The following is an 18860-nucleotide window of genomic DNA, read 5'->3' as shown; positions in this document are numbered from 1 at the left end:
CTGAGCATCTGCTATGTATATTCCCCATTTTGGTCTAGGTACCTTTCGCCTGAAAGACCAAGTCGTAATTGATTCCGTCAAAACAGCCTTAGACATCGGCTATCGTGCCATCGATACCGCCCAGATTTATGACAATGAAGCCCAAGTCGGGCAAGCGATTGCTGAAAGCGGTGTCGCACGACAAGAACTGTTTCTGACCACCAAAGTTTGGGTGGACAATTTCAGTCCCGAGAAATTTATTCCAAGCCTGAAAGACAGTTTGCAAAAACTGCGTACCGATGCCGTTAATCTGACCTTGATTCACTGGCCAGCTCCGAAAATGGGCGTGAATATCAGCGAAGTCATGCAACTGTTACTTGAAGCCAAACAGCAAGGTTTGACTGAGCAAATCGGGGTGTCCAATTTCAATATTGCCCTGACGCAACAGGCGATGGACGAGATCGGCAAACAGCACATTGCTACCAATCAGATTGAACTCAGTCCTTATTTGCAAAACCCAAAACTGGCTGATTTTTTGCAAGCTGAAGAGATTGATGTCACATCCTATATGACATTGGCTTATGGCAAAGTCCTCAATGATCCTGTTTTAACGGCGATTGCGGCTGAACATCAGGCATCCAGCGCACAAGTGGCACTGGCATGGGCATTACAAAAAGGCTTCGCCGTGATTCCATCTTCAACGAAACGCGAGCATTTATTGCATAACCTACAGGCACAAGACTTACAGCTTAGTGCTGAGGACATGCAACAGATTGCTACTCTTGAACGCCATGGCCGTGAAGTTGATCCTGAACAGCTTGCGCCAGCGTGGGACTAAGGATTCGCGATGAAAATCAATTTACCGTTACTGGCTTTAGCGATTGGTGCATTTGCGATTGGCACGACTGAATTTTCCCCGATGGGACTATTGCCAAATATTGCCCATGACTTAGGTATTAGCATTCCGACTGCGGGTATGCTGATTACGGGCTATGCGCTAGGTGTGATGATTGGCGCGCCGATCATGACCTTATGGTTTAGGCATTTTCCACGGCGTAAAGCATTAATCATCCTGATGGCAATTTTCACCCTTGGCAACCTGATTGCAGCGATTGCGCCGAACTATTTGAGTCTGATGGGCGCTCGGGTGATTACCAGTTTAAACCACGGGGCATTCTTCGGGATTGGCTCGATTGTCGCCACCAGTGTTGTGCCTAAAGACAAACAGGCCAGTGCTATTGCCATGATGTTTATGGGACTAACCATTGCCAATATTGGTGGTGTGCCCCTAGCAACATGGGTCGGTCAGCATATTGGCTGGCGGAGTGCCTTTGCAGGAATTGCCGTGCTTGGTGTCATTACCATGCTGTCCCTGTTTAAAGCCTTGCCACAAGGTTCAGTCGGGCAAAAACCCAATGTGATGCAGGAACTCAAAGTTCTGACCCGTCCCGCGGTAATGCTGGCACTTTTAACCACGGTCATGGGCGCAGGCATTTTATTTACCCTATATACCTATATCGCGCCGACACTCAGCACGATTACTCATGCATCACCCACTTTTGTGACTTGTATGCTGGTGTTAGTCGGACTGGGGTTCTCGATTGGGAACCACTACGGCGGTAAATTTTCCGACCAATCGATTGACCGTACCTTGATTGGCTTTTTAGTGGTGCTTATTGTCCTTATGGGACTGTTCCCTATTTTGGCAAAAACTTCGGTCGGTGCTGCCATTTCACTAATTATTTTTGGTGCGGCAACTTTTGCCTTGGTTCCCCCTCTACAAATGCGCGTGATGTCCGTGGCACATGAAGCACCTGGTCTAGCATCTTCAGTTAACATTGGCGCATTTAACTTGGGGAATGCCTTGGGTGCTGCACTCGGTGGCGCTGTGATTAGTCTGAATATGGGTTATGCTGCGGTTCCTGTCAGTGGTGCTGTACTGGCTGCATTAACGCTAGTTCTGGTTTTGGTACAAAAAAGTCTGTATCAACATGACAATCCTGCGGCTTGCGAAGCTGCATCCTAAAACGTAAAAAGCCAGTCATCGGACTTGGCTTTTTGATGTTGGGCAAGATCTTACAAGTCTAGAACATCTTTCATATCATATTTCGCTGCATCGCGACCGACAACCCATGCCGCTGCACGGACTGCACCCGAAGCAAAGTTCATACGGTTGGTGGCTTTATGCGTGATTTCAACACGCTCACCTTCACCAATAAACATCACAGTATGCTCACCAACAATATCCCCCCCACGAATGGTTTGGAAACCGATACTTTGGCGTTCACGTGGCCCTGTATGACCTTCACGGCAATACACTGCATCTTGCTTCAGGTCACGACCTAAAGCGCCTGCAACTGCTTCACCCATCATCAAAGCTGTACCCGATGGTGCATCGACTTTATGGCGGTGATGCGCTTCAATCACTTCGATATCGACGGTATCGCCAAACACTTTTGCAGCCAGCTCAAGTAATTTAATCGACACGTTGACACCAACTGAATAATTCGCTGCATACACCACAGGAATCTGTGTTGCGGTGTCATTCAAGAGCTGTTTTTGTTCTTCAGAAAAACCTGTCGTGCCAATCACCATGGCAACACCCGCATCACGGCAAAGTTTAAGGTGTTGTTCAGTCGCAGCAGGCGCTGTGAAATCAATCACTACATCCACATCTGCCAATACAGCTTCTAATGAACCCGCAATCTTCACACCTACAGCACCAATACCTGCCAATTCACCCGCATCTGTCCCAACCAAAGAACTGGTTGGACGTTCAACTGCTGCTGCAAGTTGGAAGCCTGCCTGTTGCACTGCCTGAATCAAGATACGGCCCATACGACCGCCCGCACCTAAAATCCCAATACGTGGTGATGTAGACATGTTTTTCATTTCCTAAATTTTTTAATCAATGTGCTTACTATAACAAAACTTATTTCTATGCATGTGTACTCTGATATAAAAAAACCTGCTGTTGAACAGCAGGTTTTTTAAGATTTCATGCTTTTCGTTAATCAAACAAATCTGAAACTTTATCAAAGAATGATTTTTTCTTGGCACTTGAATGCTGGTCATTGCCATCCATTGTTGCCTGTAACTCTTTAAGCAACTCGCGTTGACGTGCTGTCAAATTCACAGGGGTTTCGACCACGATACGGCAAAGCAAGTCACCCAACATGCTATTACGCACAGGACGAACACCCTTACCCCGTAGACGGAACACTTTACCGTTTTGCGTGCCTTCAGGAATTTTCAGGCTTACGCGACCGTCCAGCGTTGGAATCTGAATTTCTTTACCGAGTGCAGCATCGGCAACGCTAATCGGCACATCCATATACAGGTCAGCACCATCACGTTGGAAAATTTCATGCTCACGCACCACAACTTCAACATACAAGTCGCCTGCCTGACCATCACGAATCGCTTCGCCTTTACCTGTTAGGCGTACACGATCGCCATTGTCCACACCCGCAGGAATAGTCACTTCTAACGTTTGCTGACGCTCACTCACCCCTGAACCATGACATTTTTGACATGGATTCTTGATGATTTTGCCTTGTCCACGACAAGTGCCACAAGTTTGTTGAACTGAGAAGAAACCTTGCTGCATGCGTATTTGACCTGCACCATGACAGGTTTTACAGGTTTCAACATCATTTGGATTTTGTGACCCCTTACCATCACAAGCATCACATGGTGCTGGTGCAGTAAAGGTAATGGTTTTTTTCACGCCTTGAACTGCCTCTTCAAGGCTAAGCTCCATTACATAACGTAAATCTGAACCACGGCGTTGGCGTTGTTGCTGTTGACGTCCGCCGCCACCAAATGCACCACCGAAGATGTCACCAAACTGACTGAAAATATCTTCCGCGCTAAAGCCACCATAGCCACCGCCTGCACCACCGCCGAAACCACCTTGAAAGGCATTGTGTCCCATACGGTCATACATGCTACGCTTTTCGCTGTCAGATAAGACTTCGTAAGCTTCTGCGCCTTCTTTGAATTTTTCTTCAGCTTCTGGGTTATCAGGATTGCGGTCTGGATGATATTTCATCGCCAACTTGCGGTAGGCTTTTTTAATCTCATCATCACTAGCAGTTTTAGAAACGCCTAAAACCTCATAATAATCACGTTTAGCCATGACAGGCGATGCTCCTCACGGAATTTTCAAATAGAACAACTGCCGATTAAAATTGGGGTCTTTGCCTGTTTTACAAGTCAAAATAGCGAAAAAAATCTTGAAATTAAAATACTGCTTTCTTTTTGAAATACTTAGATAAACCTTTCAGGAAGCAATTAAAGAAATACATCCATGCAATAAAGGCAAAAATCACACCTGCAACGGTGCAGCCTGTCACCCAAAGCGAGGCATTCCATGCATAAAATGCCAAAGGAATAAACCACAACCCTGCAAACATCGCCATGACCATGAATAAGATCACGCTACGCATAATCCAGACACCATGTGCCTGAATCCAGACTTCCGCTTGCGTGCTATGTGCAACTTTGGCAGACAACAAATAGGCGATCAATCCCGTTACAAGCGTCAATAGTGCCAAAAACATAAACACATACGCCATAATGATATAACGACGATGCTGTTCTACCTTGTCTTGCGCCATGGAAATTTGACCCCTTCACGACATAGGACATGCCCTGAAAAAATGATGTGTACGATTTTGAAAAATTAACCTGTTACTATAGGTCAGTTTTGTTATTTTCGCACTCTTTTACAGAAAAAAAATATGTCAAAAACAAGACAATTACACAGAAAAATAACCTTTTTATGCTACCGATTGGTCATCGACTCAGGCTTGATTGAGTCTATGTGAATTTTCAAGTTTTTAAATCAACCCAAATCTGATTTTTTTCTTGGCTTACACGACCAATGGCTAAAGGCTTTTCTAGATAAATTTGTTATGTTTAGATAAAAGCAACTTTTCGATATACAAGGGAAATCTCCTTTTATATTTCAATAGACCATAATGCCTCCCATAAGGAATTTAACTATGGCACAACATATCGATGCACCATTACGCGAAGACGTCAGACTACTGGGCAATTTATTAGGTGAAACCTTAAAAGCTCATGCAGGTCAGGATTTATTTAATCAGGTCGAACAAATTCGCGCACTGGCCAAAGGGGCTCGTGATGGACAAGTCGAAGCGGAAAAACAGTTAGAACAGCTCTTTCTAAATTTAGAAGATAAAGAGATTTTACCGCTGACCCGTGCCTTTACCCATTTTTTAAATTTCGCCAATATTGCTGAACAATACCATGTGGTGCGTAGTCGTCGTGCTAGTGAGTTTGATGAAAGCCAACCCTCTCCCAATCCACTTGAACCGCTATTTGAAAAATTTAAACAACAACAGATTTCAGCCAAAACGCTGTATCAGCAAATTTGCGATTTAAATATTGAACTGGTTTTAACGGCACATCCAACAGAAGTCAGTCGCCGTACCCTGATTCAAAAATATGATGATATTAACCGTTGTCTAGAGCAGCTTGACCAACAAAAGCTAACGCCGAAAGAACGCCAACAAGCACTCGAAAAACTCAAACAACTGATTTGTTCAGCATGGCAAACCGACGAAATCCGTCGCCAAAAACCCACGCCGATTGATGAAGCTAAATGGGGCTTTACGGTTATTGAGCAAACCCTGTGGCAAGCCGTACCCAAGTTTATTCGAGAACTAAATGAACTGGTACAAGCGCACTGTGGTCAGGTGCTACCCACTCATGTGACTCCGATTCGTTTTGCCTCATGGATGGGCGGTGACCGTGACGGCAACCCAAATGTCACCCATGACGTGACTCAACAAGTGTTATGGTTCTCACGTTGGCAAGCCACTGAACTGTATTTACGTGACCTTGAAAGCCTGCGCTGGGAACTCTCGATTCAGCAATGTTCCGATGAACTACGCCAAGCCTTAGGTCGTGAGCATGCCGAACCCTATCGTGAATATTTACGTGATTTACGCGAACGTCTACGCGTTACCCGTCAATGGCTCTCGGACAAATTACAAGGCGTGGAAACCATCGAAGATCCGCGTGTGATTCGTCATAAACATGAATTACTTGATCCATTACTGCTTTGTCACCGTTCATTAATTGACAGTAACTTGCCAGAAATTGCCAATGGGAATCTGCTCGATTTTATTCACCGTGTTCATTGTTTCGGCATTGAATTGCTCAAACTCGACATTCGTCAGGAATCTGGTCGTCACCGTCAAGCCATTTCTGCGATCACTGAATATTTAGGCCTAGGCAATTTTGAAACATGGACAGAACAGGCCCGCCAAAACTTCCTGATCAATGAGTTGCAAAGCAAGCGTCCATTACTACCCAAATTGCTCAATGAACCCGAAAACAGCCTGATTAACCATCCTGATGTTCAGGAAGTCTTTGCCACCATGCGGACATTGGCAGAACAACCTGCCGAATCGCTAGGTGCCTATATTATTTCTATGGCTGAATATCCAAGTGATGTTTTGGCTGTCTTGCTGCTACAAAAAGAAGCTGGCATTCAGAAACCACTTCGCGTTGTTCCTCTGTTTGAAACGCTCAAAGATTTGGACGGTGCAGCAAAAACCATGAATACCCTGTTTAGTATGCAATGGTACAAACAGCATATTCAGGGCAAACATGAAGTGATGATTGGTTATTCGGACTCAGCCAAAGATGCGGGCTTTATGTCTGCCAACTGGGCGCAGTACCGTGCGCAAGAAGAACTGACTGCAGTTGCCCAAGCACATGATGTGCAGCTTACCCTGTTTCATGGTCGCGGCGGTTCGATCAGTCGCGGCGGTGCACCAACCCAACAAGCGCTATTTTCTCAACCGCCAGGTTCAATTTCAGGCGCGATTCGTGTCACTGAACAAGGGGAAATGATCCGCTTCAAATTCGGTATTGAAGGCGTAGCGCTGCAAAATATGGAAGTCTATACCGCAGCAACGTTAGAAGCGACCTTGTTACCACCACCTGTACCGAAAGCAGAATGGCGAGAACTGATGCATCAAATGACGGAGACTTCTGTCAAAGTATATCGTCAGACTGTTCGGGAAAATCCGCATTTTGTCGAGTACTTACGCACGGTCACTCCTGAGCTTGAGTTACAAATGCTGCCGCTCGGTTCACGTCCTGCCAAACGTCGTGTTAGTGGTGGTATCGAATCACTGCGTGCGATTCCTTGGGTATTTGCATGGACTCAAATTCGCTTAATGCTGCCTGCTTGGCTCGGAACAGGTGCGGCAATTGATGAGATCATTGCCCAAGAACAAAAAGCAAAACTGGATGAAATGTTACAGCAATGGCCTTACTTCCAGACTCTAATTGATATGCTAGAAATGGTCTTATCTAAAGCTGATGCCGATATTGCTTGGTATTACGAGACTCATCTGACCCAAAATGAACATCTGCATGCGTTGGGCAATGAACTTCGTCAGCGCTTACAGGATGCGATTGATACTCTGCTCATACTCAAAGGCGAATCTGAATTACTCAGTCAAAATGAAGTCCTTGATCAGTCAATGCGTGTGCGTAAAACCTATTTGCTACCCCTTCATTTGTTACAAGCAGAACTGATGAAGCGCCGCCGCGAATATCTGGCACAACATCAGGCAGAACATACTCCTGTTGATCATGCACTCATGGTCAGCATTACAGGGATTGCCGCAGGTCTGCGCAATACAGGCTAAGGCTTAATATTTGCTCCAATCTGACTTACTCGTTCAGCGAATGGGTAAGTCTTTTTTATTTTAAATAAACATTTAATAAATATTATAATTTTAAAAAATGACTCATTTAGACTCAGAAAAAACGACCAACAACAATTTCCGACTATGTTAAGCATTTTCAACTGAGAGTATCATGTGCAGAATTTTGTAAAAATTTGAGCGTTTTTGTTATGTCTTGGTTTCCAAAATGGCGACCCTACGCGGGACACATTGATCAGCGTCCTGTATCTACTGATGAATATTTACCTGTTGGACAAAGCATTGTTTTAGGCATTCAGCATGCCTTTGCTATGTTTGGTGCAACCGTACTTGCTCCACTGTTAATGGGCTTTAACCCGAACCTTGCGATCTTGATGTCGGGGATTTGTACCATCCTGTTTTTCATGTTTACAGGCGGACGAGTCCCAAGTTATTTAGGTTCTAGTTTTGCATTTATTGGTGTAGTTGCTGCGGCAACGGGTCATATTACAGGTTCAGGTGCTAACCCAAATCTCTCTGTGGCACTCGGTGGGATTGTCGCGTGTGGCGTGCTGTATGCGATTATCGGTCTAATCGTGATGCTGACAGGCACACGCTGGATCGAAAAACTCATGCCACCTGTGGTTACAGGTGCAGTAGTAATGATCATTGGTTTGAACCTTGCCCCTGTCACCATTAAAGGAGTTGCTGGTCAACCTTTTGAAATGTGGATGGCACTGATCACGGTGCTTTGTATGGGAACCATCGCGGTCTTTACTCGTGGCTTGCTGCAACGCTTATTGCTGTTGGTCGGCTTACTCATGGCCTATCTGATTTATGCGATTGCCACCAATGGTTTAGGCTTTGGTAAACCAATTGATTTCTCACAAATCTCGGCTGCTGCATGGTTTGGTATTCCAAGTTTTTCACACCCGACTTTTGACAGCAATGCCATGCTGATCATTGCACCTGTTGCACTGATTTTAGTAGCAGAAAATCTTGGGCATATTAAAGCCGTGGGGGCAATGACAGGTGAAAACCTCACTCCACAACTAGGCAAAGCTTTCCTTGCCGATGGTTTAGCCACCACCCTTTCAGGCAGTGTGGGCGCACCAGGCATGACCACTTATGGCGAAAACATTGGGGTCATGGCCGTCACGCGTGTGTATTCGACTATCGTGTTTGTGATCGCAGGTCTGTTTGCCATTTTCTTGGGATTATCACCAAAATTTGGGGCAGTGATCAGCACGATTCCAAGTGCCGTTCTAACAGGAGCATCGATTGTCGTATTTGGTTTAATTACCATTGCGGGTGCAAAAATCTGGTTAGAAAACAAAGTCGATTTCTCTAACAATAAAAACCTGATTGTGGCTGCGGTCACGATTATTCTAGGTGCAGGTAACTTTGAACTGATGTTTGGTCACTTCAACTTGGGTGGAATCGGGACAGCAACCTTTGCGGCGATTCTGCTCAACTGGTTCTTTAATCTGAAAAAAGATTAATTTTTGATGATTTTATAGCAGCCGCAAGGCTGCTTTTTTTATGCCATACTGCACACCAGCACAGTCAAAATAATACAGGCAACGGACATGCGCCTTGAGGTTTTCGATTTAGAGTTAATCCTACACATTGCCAAAACAGGCAGTCTCACTCAAGCGGCACAGTGCGCTGCCATTTCCTTGCAAGCCGCAAGCGAACGCCTGAAAAAAATCGAACAGCAATTCGACGTTAAGCTGTTCAGTCGACATAGCACGGGGACACAACTGACCCTTGCAGGACAAAGTTTTTTAGAACATGCCCAAGATATTGTGCAGCGTAGTCATGCCCTGCAACAGCACATGCTGCAATTTTCTTCCCAGTACAAGCAGCAGTTGTGTTTATGGTGCAATTCATCCGCACAAAGTGAATATTTACCGAAAATGTTGCCTGAATATTTACTGCAAAATCCACATGTACAGATTGAACTCCACGAAGCAGAAAGCAGTGATATTGTGACGGCATTGACCCAAGGCACAGCTCAACTGGGGCTGGTTTCGAGTTTTTTTAATACCGAGCATTTACAGACTTTAGAGTTTGCCGAAGATCCACTGGTGTTGATTTGCCCACGACAGCATGGATTGGCACAACAAACCGAAATCAACCTTGCAGATGCCCTAGACTTTGCATTTATTGGTTTAAAACAGTATCACTCGCTACAACAATCGATTGAACGTCAGGCACAGCAACTCGGGTATCAGATTGAATATCGCCTGCGACTCCCGAGCTTTTCAGCAATTGCTCAAGTCGTTGCAGACGGTGTTGGCGTTGCGATTTTGCCACAACGTGCGGCACAGCAATTACAATCCTTATATTCATTTCACTACATTCAACTGCAAGGGGCTTGGGCAAACCGTAAGTTGTTGTTGGCATGTCGCAGTTTCGATGAACTGCCTGTTAGCTATCAACATCTCGGTGAGTTTTTACTGGCAAAACGGGCTTTACTTGCTCCTGTTTAAGTATTCAAACTCATATAGCCACCCAAAAAGATCAGCCCAATAAAGAAAATACGGCGAAATTTCTGTTCATCTAAACGCTGGCGAATCAGTTTACCGCCCCACATCCCCACTAATGCGGGCACGAGCACTAGACAAGACAGTAAATAATCAATGTGCTGTGTCGGATTGGCTTGTTGTTGCAAGAAGACTGCCAAACAAAGGTTGGCACAGGTAAAAGTCAAGCCAAGTGTCTGTACCAAATCGTTGCGTTGCAACTGCAAACTTTGTAAATACGGGACAACTGGCATCAAAATCACCCCTGTGGCAACGGTCAATGCACCGCCCCAATAACCTACAATCGGCGACAAGTATTTTTCATGGGCTTGCAAGTTGGGTAAACGCTGACTGCATAAACCATAAATTCCATAGAGCAACAACATCATGCCAAGCAATAAAGCACTATGTGAATGAGAATCTGCCAAGGTTGGAAAGATGCTCCACGTGGAACCAATCACAACACCAAGCAACAACGTCCAAAAACGACGCAGCAAAATCCACCATCCACCTTCACTGAACAATTGCCAAAAGTTGGTTACCAAGGAAGGAATGATCAGCAGGCTCGCCGCCTGAAAGGGTGATAAAACGATACTGAGCAATCCCATGGCAATCGCAGGCAAGCCTAGACCAATCACCCCTTTGACCAATCCCGCAAATGCAAAAACCAACATCACAAATCCAAGCATCTCATTTCTCCTTAAGCACTTGGACTCATGCTAGGACAAAGTCAGCAGCTCGAATATGCGCATTTTTTGGAGTTGCCTCAAGCATTGCCTGAGGCGGTTCAGTCCAACTTAAAACATGCTTTGAGTTCGGTAGATGAGGGTAATTCAGGATAGTGTTTATCGGCAGATGGGCTTTCGACCCATGCTACTTTCGAATTCACACAAAAATTGAGACGTTTACTGGGAGTAATAACTGAATCTAGTAGACCAAGAGGAATCCACATCCATGAGGTTTGATTGACTGGATTCGGCACGCAAGAACCACAGACGTTACAAAATGCCGAGCGAAAACCACTGGTCTTTTGGTACTGTCGAATCTGCTGATCGCCTTGTAACCAAGAAAAATGGCTTTGCTCAACTAGGGCGTGTCCTCATTTCATTTTATGAGGCAGATTAGCTCTTATTTTAGTCAATAAACAATCATTTTGTTTATTAAATGATCAAATTTAGGCATAAAAATACTCATTTTTGAGCTATTTCCTCAAATGAGGACAAGCCCTAGACTGGCGGCATTAAAACCACTGCCCGTCTGTTTACGGCACAGACCACAATGACAGTGATAAATCGTATCAATTACAGATGTGAGTTGGAACTGCACTGCCCCACATAAGCAACTGCCGAATAGACTCATACGACTCAGCCTATTTAGTACTGCTGCAACTGCTCGAAGCCTGTTCCCGTGCGTGAAAACTTCACCTGATTAACATGATATTCAGCCACTTTTTGAAAAGGATCTTGCTGCAAAATCGCTTTTAACTGAGCTTCAGGCATATCCTTGACCAAAATCATGCCACCTGTACGCGGCTGTTTTGCCCCTGCGGAAATAAAATGACCCGCAGCAAAATGCTGCTGTAACCACGTCACATGTTGCGGTAATAATTCATCTACCGCAGCCAATGGTTGCAAATAATTAAGTTCAACGATGTACATGATTATTCTGCCTTTTTATGTTTATTTTAGATGTGAATCAATACGAGGTTTAGTCAGGTAAATGCTGTAATTCTCGTTCAATAAAATGCTGAATCATTTGTCGATAAAGCTTTTCAACCAAGTCAGCATCTGCTGCATAGGTAACTGCATGTTGACGAACCTGCTCAATCACCTGTTCCACCCGATGAGGTGCAGGTGCTTCGGCTCGTGATGTTTTAAAGGTTACAGCCTGATCTACATAGGCTTGGCGAGTAGCAATCAATTCAATTAGAGCCTGATCAATTTGATCAATCTGTTGGCGAACTTCAGCTAAAGAGTTACATTTTTGAATCATTATGAGTCTGCTGTTTATATTGTTGTTCAAGGATATGACTAAAAATACTCTCAATCATCCACACCCGATACAAACTGTTAAACACGTAACTACGTCCTGCGATCCGTAACTCTAGCACAGGAAAATCAGGCTGATGCATGGCATGACATTGCTGATCATTTTGCTGTAGAAGTCTGGAAACATCGACTTCGGTCAGTTTTTCAATTTGTAAACTTTGTTGTAAAGCACGTAGATGTGGGGCAAATGACAAGTCCTGCCCTTTACTCCACACAGTTTTTAAAATGTCATAGATGACATCAACTCGCTGTTCTTCATCTTCGATGCTATAGAACAAACGTGCAATGTTCATCACTGCTTCTTGAGTTGGACGACAAAATGGGGTAAATGCCACATTGGTTCGTTTTGATAAACGGGTTGCCAATGACCAGTCAAAAAAGTCACGCCCATGATAGCTCAGCGGATAAACCCGCAACTGAATATTATAATAATTTGCTAATTCTTCTTTGATATAACCGAGCAGTAACCAACTGATTGGATCTTCCAGCGCGATGTATAAATCTAGCTCAGGATGCATCGCCTGAATTTCTGCCAATTCCTCAGCATCACTCATAATATGCTCGCGCCATTCAATATGATTGATCAGGAAAATCGGATTGTCTGTGAGTAATTTTTGTTGTTTAAGGCGACGTGCTAAACGCAGTAAATCATCAACAGCATGATATTTACGATCTGCAAATTCAAAATAACTGGCTGCTACGGGCGTATCAATAAAGCAACGTTCTGGGAAATTTTGCGGTTGGTGCTGTTGGCTCGCCATAGCATATAAAGTTTTGAGTTTGCCATATTGCTGTTGCCACAGCATGTGAAAGACATCTTCAAGTAAATAGAGAAACTGTTCTTCGCGTAATGGGGTATTTCTTAAAATGACTTCAGCTTGTTGAATGGCTTCTGCGGTTGGAAGTTCAGGCTGTTCATCATAACCAAAGCGGTGTTGGCGTGCGAGAATCTTGGCATCATTGAGACAGTATTGTTGCCATTCCTGTGCGGTCATATTATTGGGGGGCTCAGCCGCCTGACTGGAAATCATCACCTTTAAAGGTTTGAGTTCTTCACTCAAAATTTCATGCAGTTGAGGCAGTTGCTGCACTGCCAAATAACTGTAAACATCATCAAGGCGCAAATAAATGCTCAGCCCCTTATCCGTGGGTAAAACCTCTTGCCGTGACGGTTTCTGGTAAAACCATCTCGATCGAATCGGATCAAACCAACGGCGAAACACGGACATGAGCGTAGCCTCTAAAATATCAATCGACAGATTGAATAAGCAATTTACTGACCAAAGAATTTTGATCGGTAGTAGACGTTACACCCCGATCCAGATTGCTGCAAGTTTAGCAAATTTTGCCAAAGTTACGCTTGTATATTTTTGCTATCCGTTTTAGACATTTTATTTGCACAATCAGCAATGACATTGCGATTTGCTCAGCCTGTTCAATGGTGACACCTGTTATAATTACGCCTTGCGAAACGATTGAGTGATGCCCTTGAAGATTATTTTTGCAGGTACGCCTGAGTTTGCGGCCGAAGCCCTCAAAGCCTTAATTCAAACTGAACATGACATTATTGCCGTGTACACCCAGCCTGACCGTAAGGCAGGACGTGGACAAAAGCTGACTGCTTCTGCTGTCAAACAGGTTGCTTTAGAACATAATCTTCCTGTCTATCAGCCTTTAAATTTTAAAGCTTCGACTGAAGATGGTCTGGCTGCGCGTCAAGAACTGGCTGCCTTAAATGCCGATGTGATGGTGGTCGCTGCTTATGGTCTGATCTTGCCACAAGCAGTATTGGACATGCCTAAATATGGCTGCCTGAATATCCACGGTTCTTTACTCCCTCGCTGGCGCGGTGCCGCACCAATTCAACGTGCAATTGCCACAGGTGACAAAGAAACAGGCATCACCATTATGGCGATGGCAGCAGGTTTAGATACAGGCGATATGCTGTATAAAACCTACTGCCCAATCACGGCTCAAGATACCTCTGCAAGTCTACATGACAAACTTGCGCTGCAAGGTGCAGATGCCATTTGTGCTGTTTTAGCTTCAGAGCAACAACTGCAAGATTATCTGGCACAGCGTGAAGTGCAAGATGAAGCCTTGACCGTGTATGCACATAAACTCAGTAAAGCCGAAGCTCAAATTGACTGGGCACTCAGTGCCGAGCAACTTGATCTCAACATTCGTGCTTTTAATCCATGGCCTGTGGCATTTTTCCCGATCAGTGAAAATAACAACTTACGGGTCTGGAATTCCCAGCTTTCAGCATTAACTGATACGACTGCTCAAGTCGGTGAGGTTGTGGCAATCGATAAACAAGGCATCCATGTGATGTGTGGCGATCAGCACATCATTTGCCTGACTCAATTACAATGGCCGGGTGGCAAACCACTCAATGCGGCACAAATTTTACAAGCACAAAAATTACAGGTTGGACAAATCCTATCATGAGTCAAATGTTGAATTTACGTGCTCAAGTGGTTAAAACCCTACTCGCTGTACAGCAAGGTCAATCGCTTTCTGCCATTTTGCATCAGCAATTGGATCAAGTCGCAGCTAAAGATCGTGGTTTATTTCATGAATTGGTGTTGGGAACATTACGTCAGTGGTACGGCTTAAAAGCCCTGACCTTGCCATTACTCAGCAAACCACTGGACAACCCAACGGTGGAAACTTGTCTGTATGTCGGTTTATACCAAATTCTCTGTACGCGTATCGCAGAACATGCAGCATTGTCAGAAACCGTGACGGCTTGTAAGCAATTGGGCTTCCCTGCCTTAAGTGGTGTCGCCAATGCGATTTTACGTCGTGCAACCCGTGAAAAAACCGAATTTCAGCGCACGCTCAATCAGGCACACGGTTTACCAAGCTGGTTGTATAAACGTCTGAAAAAAGACTGGCCAGAACAGCTAGATGAACTCTGCACCGCACTCAAACAAACCAGTGCAATTACCTTGCGGGTCAATCAACGTAAAATCGGGCGTGATGCTTATCTTGCAAAATTACAGGCTGCTGATATTCAGGCAGAAGCATGTACTGTTGCCGATGCAGGTATTGTCTTGCAACAATCCGTGCAAATTCCTGAGCTGATTGGTTTCGATCAGGGTTGGTTCTCTGTACAAGATCAGCATGCTCAACTTTGTGCCAGTCTATTACCCAATCTCGATGGTAAAGTCGTGGTCGATGCCTGTGCTGCGCCTGGTGGCAAAACTGCGCATTTACTGGAAAAATTCCAGCCTGCTCACCTGATTGCACTCGATCAGGATGCCAAACGCTTAGTCCGTGTTGAGGAAAATTTACAGCGTTTGCAACTTAACAGTGACAAAGTTCAAATTCTCGCTGCCGATGCCACTACATGGACAGCCCCAGAACCTGTGGATTGTATCGTGCTTGATGCACCATGTTCAGCAATTGGAGTTTTACGTCGCCATCCTGACATTCGCTTGTTACGCCAGTCAGGTGATATTGCAGAAACGGTTGCGTTACAAAAGCAGATTTTGCAGCAAATGTGGTCACAGCTCAAAGTGGGTGGCACATTACTTTACATTACCTGCTCGATTCTCAAAGTTGAAAATGAGCAGCAAATGCAGCAATTTTTTGCTGAACATGCCGATGCTCGAGAAATCAAAATCGAAGCGGATTGGGGCATTGCCCAAGCACATGGTCGACAGTTATTACCGACCAGCGCTCAAGGTGATGGATTTTATTACTGTCGAATTGAAAAAGTGGCTTAAGCCACTTTTTTATTGGGATAAATTTAAGACAAATTCAGTTCTTGCTGACTCGGAATACTTAAAGCCTGATGAATATACAGTTCGATCAATTTTTCACGTGAACCAATCGAACGCTGATAATAACTCGAGTTTAAAAGCAGACAGGCGCCATAAGTCAGTGACCAAATATAAGATGCATAATCACGAATCGAGATATTTGACTCAAACCGATCAAGATATTCTTTGGTAATATCTTTTAATAATAAAATGCGCTCTTGGCGAATATCATACAATTGCTGAAACAAATCTTTGAGTCCTGATTCTGTTGTCGTCAAATGCTCTTCAATTTGATGCAACACAATAATCTTTTCAGGGGATTGTAAATGATAAAGCATATACGCTTTGGCATATTCAGCAAAATTCTCTTGGTACTGATGCGAAATCGCCAATACCCGTTTTTCATTTTGAATGACCAATTCCAATAACAGTTCATTTTTGGACTTAAAATGTTTATATAACGTACCTTTGGCAATATCTAACTCTTTGGCAAGATCATCCAGTGTCATGTCCTGATAATGATCGAGCAATAGCTCTTCTGAAACGGCTAAAATTTTCTGATAACGTGCTAAAAATTGTTCTTGGCGATTGGTTTTCATTGATCATTCCATTTCTTATACCTATCATCTCTCCGAAAATAAATAGCATAATTTATGAATGATGCACATGATTATTGATGATCTGTACATTCAAGCAGCAAATCTTCGGGTTTTCATTGATTTCCTTAAGGCATTTTCATCCATAAAAAGAGGGTTATCCCTAAATAGAAATAACCCTCTCAATGTGTTTAAACTTTAATTGATTTACTCGTCATCTAAGACTTCAGGATGTCGTTGTAAATGGAGCACTGACAACAATAAACCACCCCATAACATCACGATCGAAATCACCATCATCACAATTGCCGACGTATTCATATTTTTCTCCTAGCGATCTTTAATTTTTGTCATCAAAAGTGCACCCAGTGCACAAAATACGATACAGCCCCAGCCAAAGAAGACCTGTAGACTTTGTGAATAATCACCATAACCTTTACTAATTAAAGCATTCAGTGCCAAAACTAAGGTTGAAAGCAACACTACAGGCGTAACAACAGTCAATGTAAATTCCCATGTACGCCCCAACTGAATGGTTGAAATGGCATTAATATGATCGCGGAATTCACGCATTAAACTACGCCCAAACCAAGAAACCATCACAATTGAAACCAATGCGCCTGTCACAATACCTAAGTTATTGATGAAATGGTCAATAATATCTACCAACTTAATCGCATTCACACTTGAGAACATGACAATTGAAATGATCCCGATACCACCACCCACAAGCGTGACTGCTTTTTTACGTCCCCATTTCAGTTTATCCTGAAGTGCTGCAATCGGTACTTCAAGAATACTGACCATTGAAGTGACGCCAGCAAATAAAAGTGATCCGAAGAACAAAATACCAAAGATACTTCCTGCTGAACCTAGGCTTGAAATAATTTTTGGAAATGCAATAAATGCAAGTCCAATACCACCACTCACCACATCTTTAACATCAGCACCTGCTGAATGTGCCATAAAACCAAGCGCAGAAAACACACCAATCCCTGCAAGCAACTCAAAAGAAGAGTTTGCTAAACCAACAATCAGACCTGCACCTGTCAAATTGGTCTTAGGTTTCAAGTACGATGCATACGTCACCATAATCCCAAAGCCTACTGAAAGTGAAAAGAAAATATGACCATAAGCAGCTAACCACACTTTATAGTCCAACATTGCACCCCAATTAGGGGTAAAGAAAGCATTTAAGCCTTGCGCTGCACCAGGTAAACGTACTGCTTGAATCACAAGAATCGTAAATAAAATCACCAACAATGGCATACAAACTTTATTGGCAAGCTCAACACCTTTTTTCACGCCACCGTATAAAATCAGCATGACCACAGCCCAAATAAAGACTAATGGATAAAACAAACCACCGACGAATTTCCATTCAAAATTTGCAGCATCTGTTGTTTGCAAATAGGTTTTAAAGAAGAACTGCTCAGGATTTGAACCCCAAGTTTGTCCAATTGAAAAGTAAATAAAACTTAATGCCCAAGTGAGTACGCCAGCATAATAGGTGGCAATCACTAAACAAACACAGACTTGCCACCAACCTAAAGCTTCAGCAGGTTTCATCAACTGCTTGTATGCCTTTGGAGGTGCACCATGACTTCGATGTCCTGTTGCATAATCCAAAAATAACAGTGGTAAACCCGCTGTTAGCAATGCAAGTAAGTAAGGTATTAAGAATGCACCACCGCCATTTTCATAGGCCACATATGGAAAACGCCAAATATTTCCTAAACCAACGGCAGAGCCAATCGCTGCAAGAATGAAACCCGATCTGGCAGACCAATTCTCTCTATTTTCTGACATAAAAGAACCCTATTAGAATATTGATTGCAGCATATCCATGCTGATGAATCAGAATTAAAAAATATTAATAATGTATTAATTCATGCTGTGAAGACTTATAAAACCACAGCGCTGAAAAAGATTTAATACAATATTTTTAATAAGAAATTAACATCAAAAATAAAAAACCACTAATGCTGATTGAAAATAAAGAATAGAAACATATTTTTCACTTAAGTATGTCCTGATCTCATTTTATGAGGAAAATTAGCTCTTATTTTATTCAACAAATAATCAAATTGTTTATTAAACACTCGAATTTAAACATCAAGATACTCATTTTGAGACTCCCTCAAATGAGGATATACCCTAATTATTTTATTCTTTTATATAAGTTTTTATATTGACCATTCAGTCATATCACGATTTAGTTTTAATTATCCCCCGCAAATGAAAG

18 protein-coding genes and 2 pseudogenes are annotated in these 18860 nt (G+C 43.4%); 8 read left to right on the top strand and 12 right to left on the bottom strand.

Translation table 11 applies throughout. The annotated features are described in order from the left end of the window. Positions 1-13 precede the first annotated feature (13 nt). Both dkgB and LVY74_RS16040 read left to right on the top strand, forming a co-directional pair. Positions 14-817, top strand: a complete 804-nt coding sequence (gene dkgB, locus LVY74_RS16045; protein WP_237815889.1) for a 2,5-didehydrogluconate reductase DkgB — start codon at positions 14-16, stop codon at positions 815-817. A 9-nt stretch (positions 818-826) separates the two neighbouring features. Beyond that, positions 827-2005: an MFS transporter gene (locus LVY74_RS16040; RefSeq protein ID WP_237815888.1), complete on the top strand. Its 1179-nt coding sequence runs from the start codon at positions 827-829 to the stop codon at positions 2003-2005. A 50-nt stretch (positions 2006-2055) separates the two neighbouring features. Here LVY74_RS16040 and dapB read toward each other — a convergent pair whose 3' ends face one another. From dapB to LVY74_RS16025, 3 genes are all read right to left on the bottom strand, one after another. After that, positions 2056-2862 carry a 4-hydroxy-tetrahydrodipicolinate reductase gene (dapB, locus tag LVY74_RS16035; protein WP_237815887.1) on the bottom strand — a complete coding sequence of 269 codons (807 nt, stop codon included), beginning with the start codon at positions 2860-2862 and terminating at the stop codon, positions 2056-2058. A 127-nt stretch (positions 2863-2989) separates the two neighbouring features. After that, positions 2990-4120: a molecular chaperone DnaJ gene (gene dnaJ, locus LVY74_RS16030; RefSeq protein WP_237815886.1), complete on the bottom strand. Its 1131-nt coding sequence runs from the start codon at positions 4118-4120 to the stop codon at positions 2990-2992. A gap of 103 nt (positions 4121-4223) precedes the next feature. After that, positions 4224-4601: a hypothetical protein gene (locus LVY74_RS16025; protein WP_151709972.1), complete on the bottom strand. Its 378-nt coding sequence runs from the start codon at positions 4599-4601 to the stop codon at positions 4224-4226. 387 nt (positions 4602-4988) lie between these two features. On the opposite strand from LVY74_RS16025, the gene ppc reads away from it, so the two are divergent. From ppc to LVY74_RS16010, 3 genes are all read left to right on the top strand, one after another. Beyond that, positions 4989-7676: a phosphoenolpyruvate carboxylase gene (gene ppc / locus LVY74_RS16020; protein ID WP_237815885.1), complete on the top strand. Its 2688-nt coding sequence runs from the start codon at positions 4989-4991 to the stop codon at positions 7674-7676. Between the two features lie 209 nt (positions 7677-7885). Continuing rightward, positions 7886-9175, top strand: a complete 1290-nt coding sequence (locus tag LVY74_RS16015) for a solute carrier family 23 protein (RefSeq protein WP_237815884.1) — start codon at positions 7886-7888, stop codon at positions 9173-9175. An 87-nt stretch (positions 9176-9262) separates the two neighbouring features. After that, a complete protein-coding gene (locus LVY74_RS16010) occupies positions 9263-10168 on the top strand; it encodes a LysR family transcriptional regulator (protein ID WP_237815883.1) in 906 nt (301 codons plus the stop codon). On the opposite strand, the gene LVY74_RS16005 is transcribed toward LVY74_RS16010, so the two are convergent. After that, positions 10165-10890, bottom strand: a complete 726-nt coding sequence (locus tag LVY74_RS16005; RefSeq protein ID WP_237815882.1) for a sulfite exporter TauE/SafE family protein — start codon at positions 10888-10890, stop codon at positions 10165-10167. The genes LVY74_RS16010 and LVY74_RS16005 overlap by 4 nt on opposite strands. A gap of 27 nt (positions 10891-10917) precedes the next feature. Here LVY74_RS16005 and LVY74_RS17785 point away from each other — a divergent pair, with 27 nt between their 5' ends. After that, on the top strand, positions 10918-11043 hold the full coding sequence (locus LVY74_RS17785) for a hypothetical protein (protein WP_269091441.1): 126 nt from the start codon (positions 10918-10920) through the stop codon (positions 11041-11043). Here the strand turns inward: LVY74_RS17785 and LVY74_RS17860 are convergent. The 5 genes and pseudogenes from LVY74_RS17860 to LVY74_RS15985 form a co-directional block, all read right to left on the bottom strand. After that, positions 10989-11282, bottom strand: a pseudogene (locus LVY74_RS17860) (GFA family protein); the annotation flags it as partial. The gene LVY74_RS17785 and the pseudogene LVY74_RS17860 sit on opposite strands and share 55 nt — an antisense overlap. Positions 11283-11428: 146 nt before the next feature. Beyond that, positions 11429-11560, bottom strand: a pseudogene (locus tag LVY74_RS16000) (GFA family protein); the annotation flags it as partial. Positions 11561-11574: 14 nt separating this feature from the next. After that, complete coding sequence (locus LVY74_RS15995) at positions 11575-11859, bottom strand: YciI family protein (RefSeq protein WP_237815881.1); 285 nt, start codon at positions 11857-11859, stop codon at positions 11575-11577. Between the two features lie 49 nt (positions 11860-11908). Then, positions 11909-12193 (bottom strand): chorismate mutase, encoded by a 285-nt coding sequence (locus LVY74_RS15990; RefSeq protein WP_269091440.1) that lies wholly within the window; start codon positions 12191-12193, stop codon positions 11909-11911. Beyond that, positions 12177-13478 (bottom strand): hypothetical protein, encoded by a 1302-nt coding sequence (locus tag LVY74_RS15985; protein WP_237815880.1) that lies wholly within the window; start codon positions 13476-13478, stop codon positions 12177-12179. The genes LVY74_RS15990 and LVY74_RS15985 overlap by 17 nt, the downstream gene beginning before the upstream one ends. A 259-nt stretch (positions 13479-13737) precedes the next feature. Here LVY74_RS15985 and fmt point away from each other — a divergent pair, with 259 nt between their 5' ends. Then, entirely contained in the window at positions 13738-14700 is a 963-nt protein-coding gene (gene fmt / locus LVY74_RS15980) for a methionyl-tRNA formyltransferase (protein WP_237815902.1), read from the top strand. Next, positions 14697-15983, top strand: a complete 1287-nt coding sequence (gene rsmB / locus LVY74_RS15975) for a 16S rRNA (cytosine(967)-C(5))-methyltransferase RsmB (protein WP_151709980.1) — start codon at positions 14697-14699, stop codon at positions 15981-15983. Before fmt ends, rsmB begins: the two co-directional genes overlap by 4 nt. A 23-nt stretch (positions 15984-16006) precedes the next feature. On the opposite strand, the gene LVY74_RS15970 is transcribed toward rsmB, so the two are convergent. From LVY74_RS15970 to LVY74_RS15960, 3 genes are all read right to left on the bottom strand, one after another. Beyond that, positions 16007-16618, bottom strand: a complete 612-nt coding sequence (locus LVY74_RS15970) for a TetR/AcrR family transcriptional regulator (protein WP_151709981.1) — start codon at positions 16616-16618, stop codon at positions 16007-16009. Between the two features lie 204 nt (positions 16619-16822). Then, complete coding sequence (locus tag LVY74_RS15965) at positions 16823-16936, bottom strand: methionine/alanine import family NSS transporter small subunit (protein ID WP_151709982.1); 114 nt, start codon at positions 16934-16936, stop codon at positions 16823-16825. A gap of 9 nt (positions 16937-16945) precedes the next feature. Continuing rightward, positions 16946-18424: a sodium-dependent transporter gene (locus tag LVY74_RS15960; protein ID WP_151778024.1), complete on the bottom strand. Its 1479-nt coding sequence runs from the start codon at positions 18422-18424 to the stop codon at positions 16946-16948. Between the last annotated feature and the right edge of the window lie 436 nt (positions 18425-18860).

Origin of the sequence: Acinetobacter sp. ME22 (genome assembly GCF_022012315.1) — a bacterium.
Classification (GTDB): Bacteria; Pseudomonadota; Gammaproteobacteria; order Pseudomonadales; family Moraxellaceae; genus Acinetobacter; species Acinetobacter brisouii_A.
The sequence above is the reverse complement of the archived record's forward strand: the minus strand, read 5'-3'. Positions and strand labels throughout refer to the sequence as shown.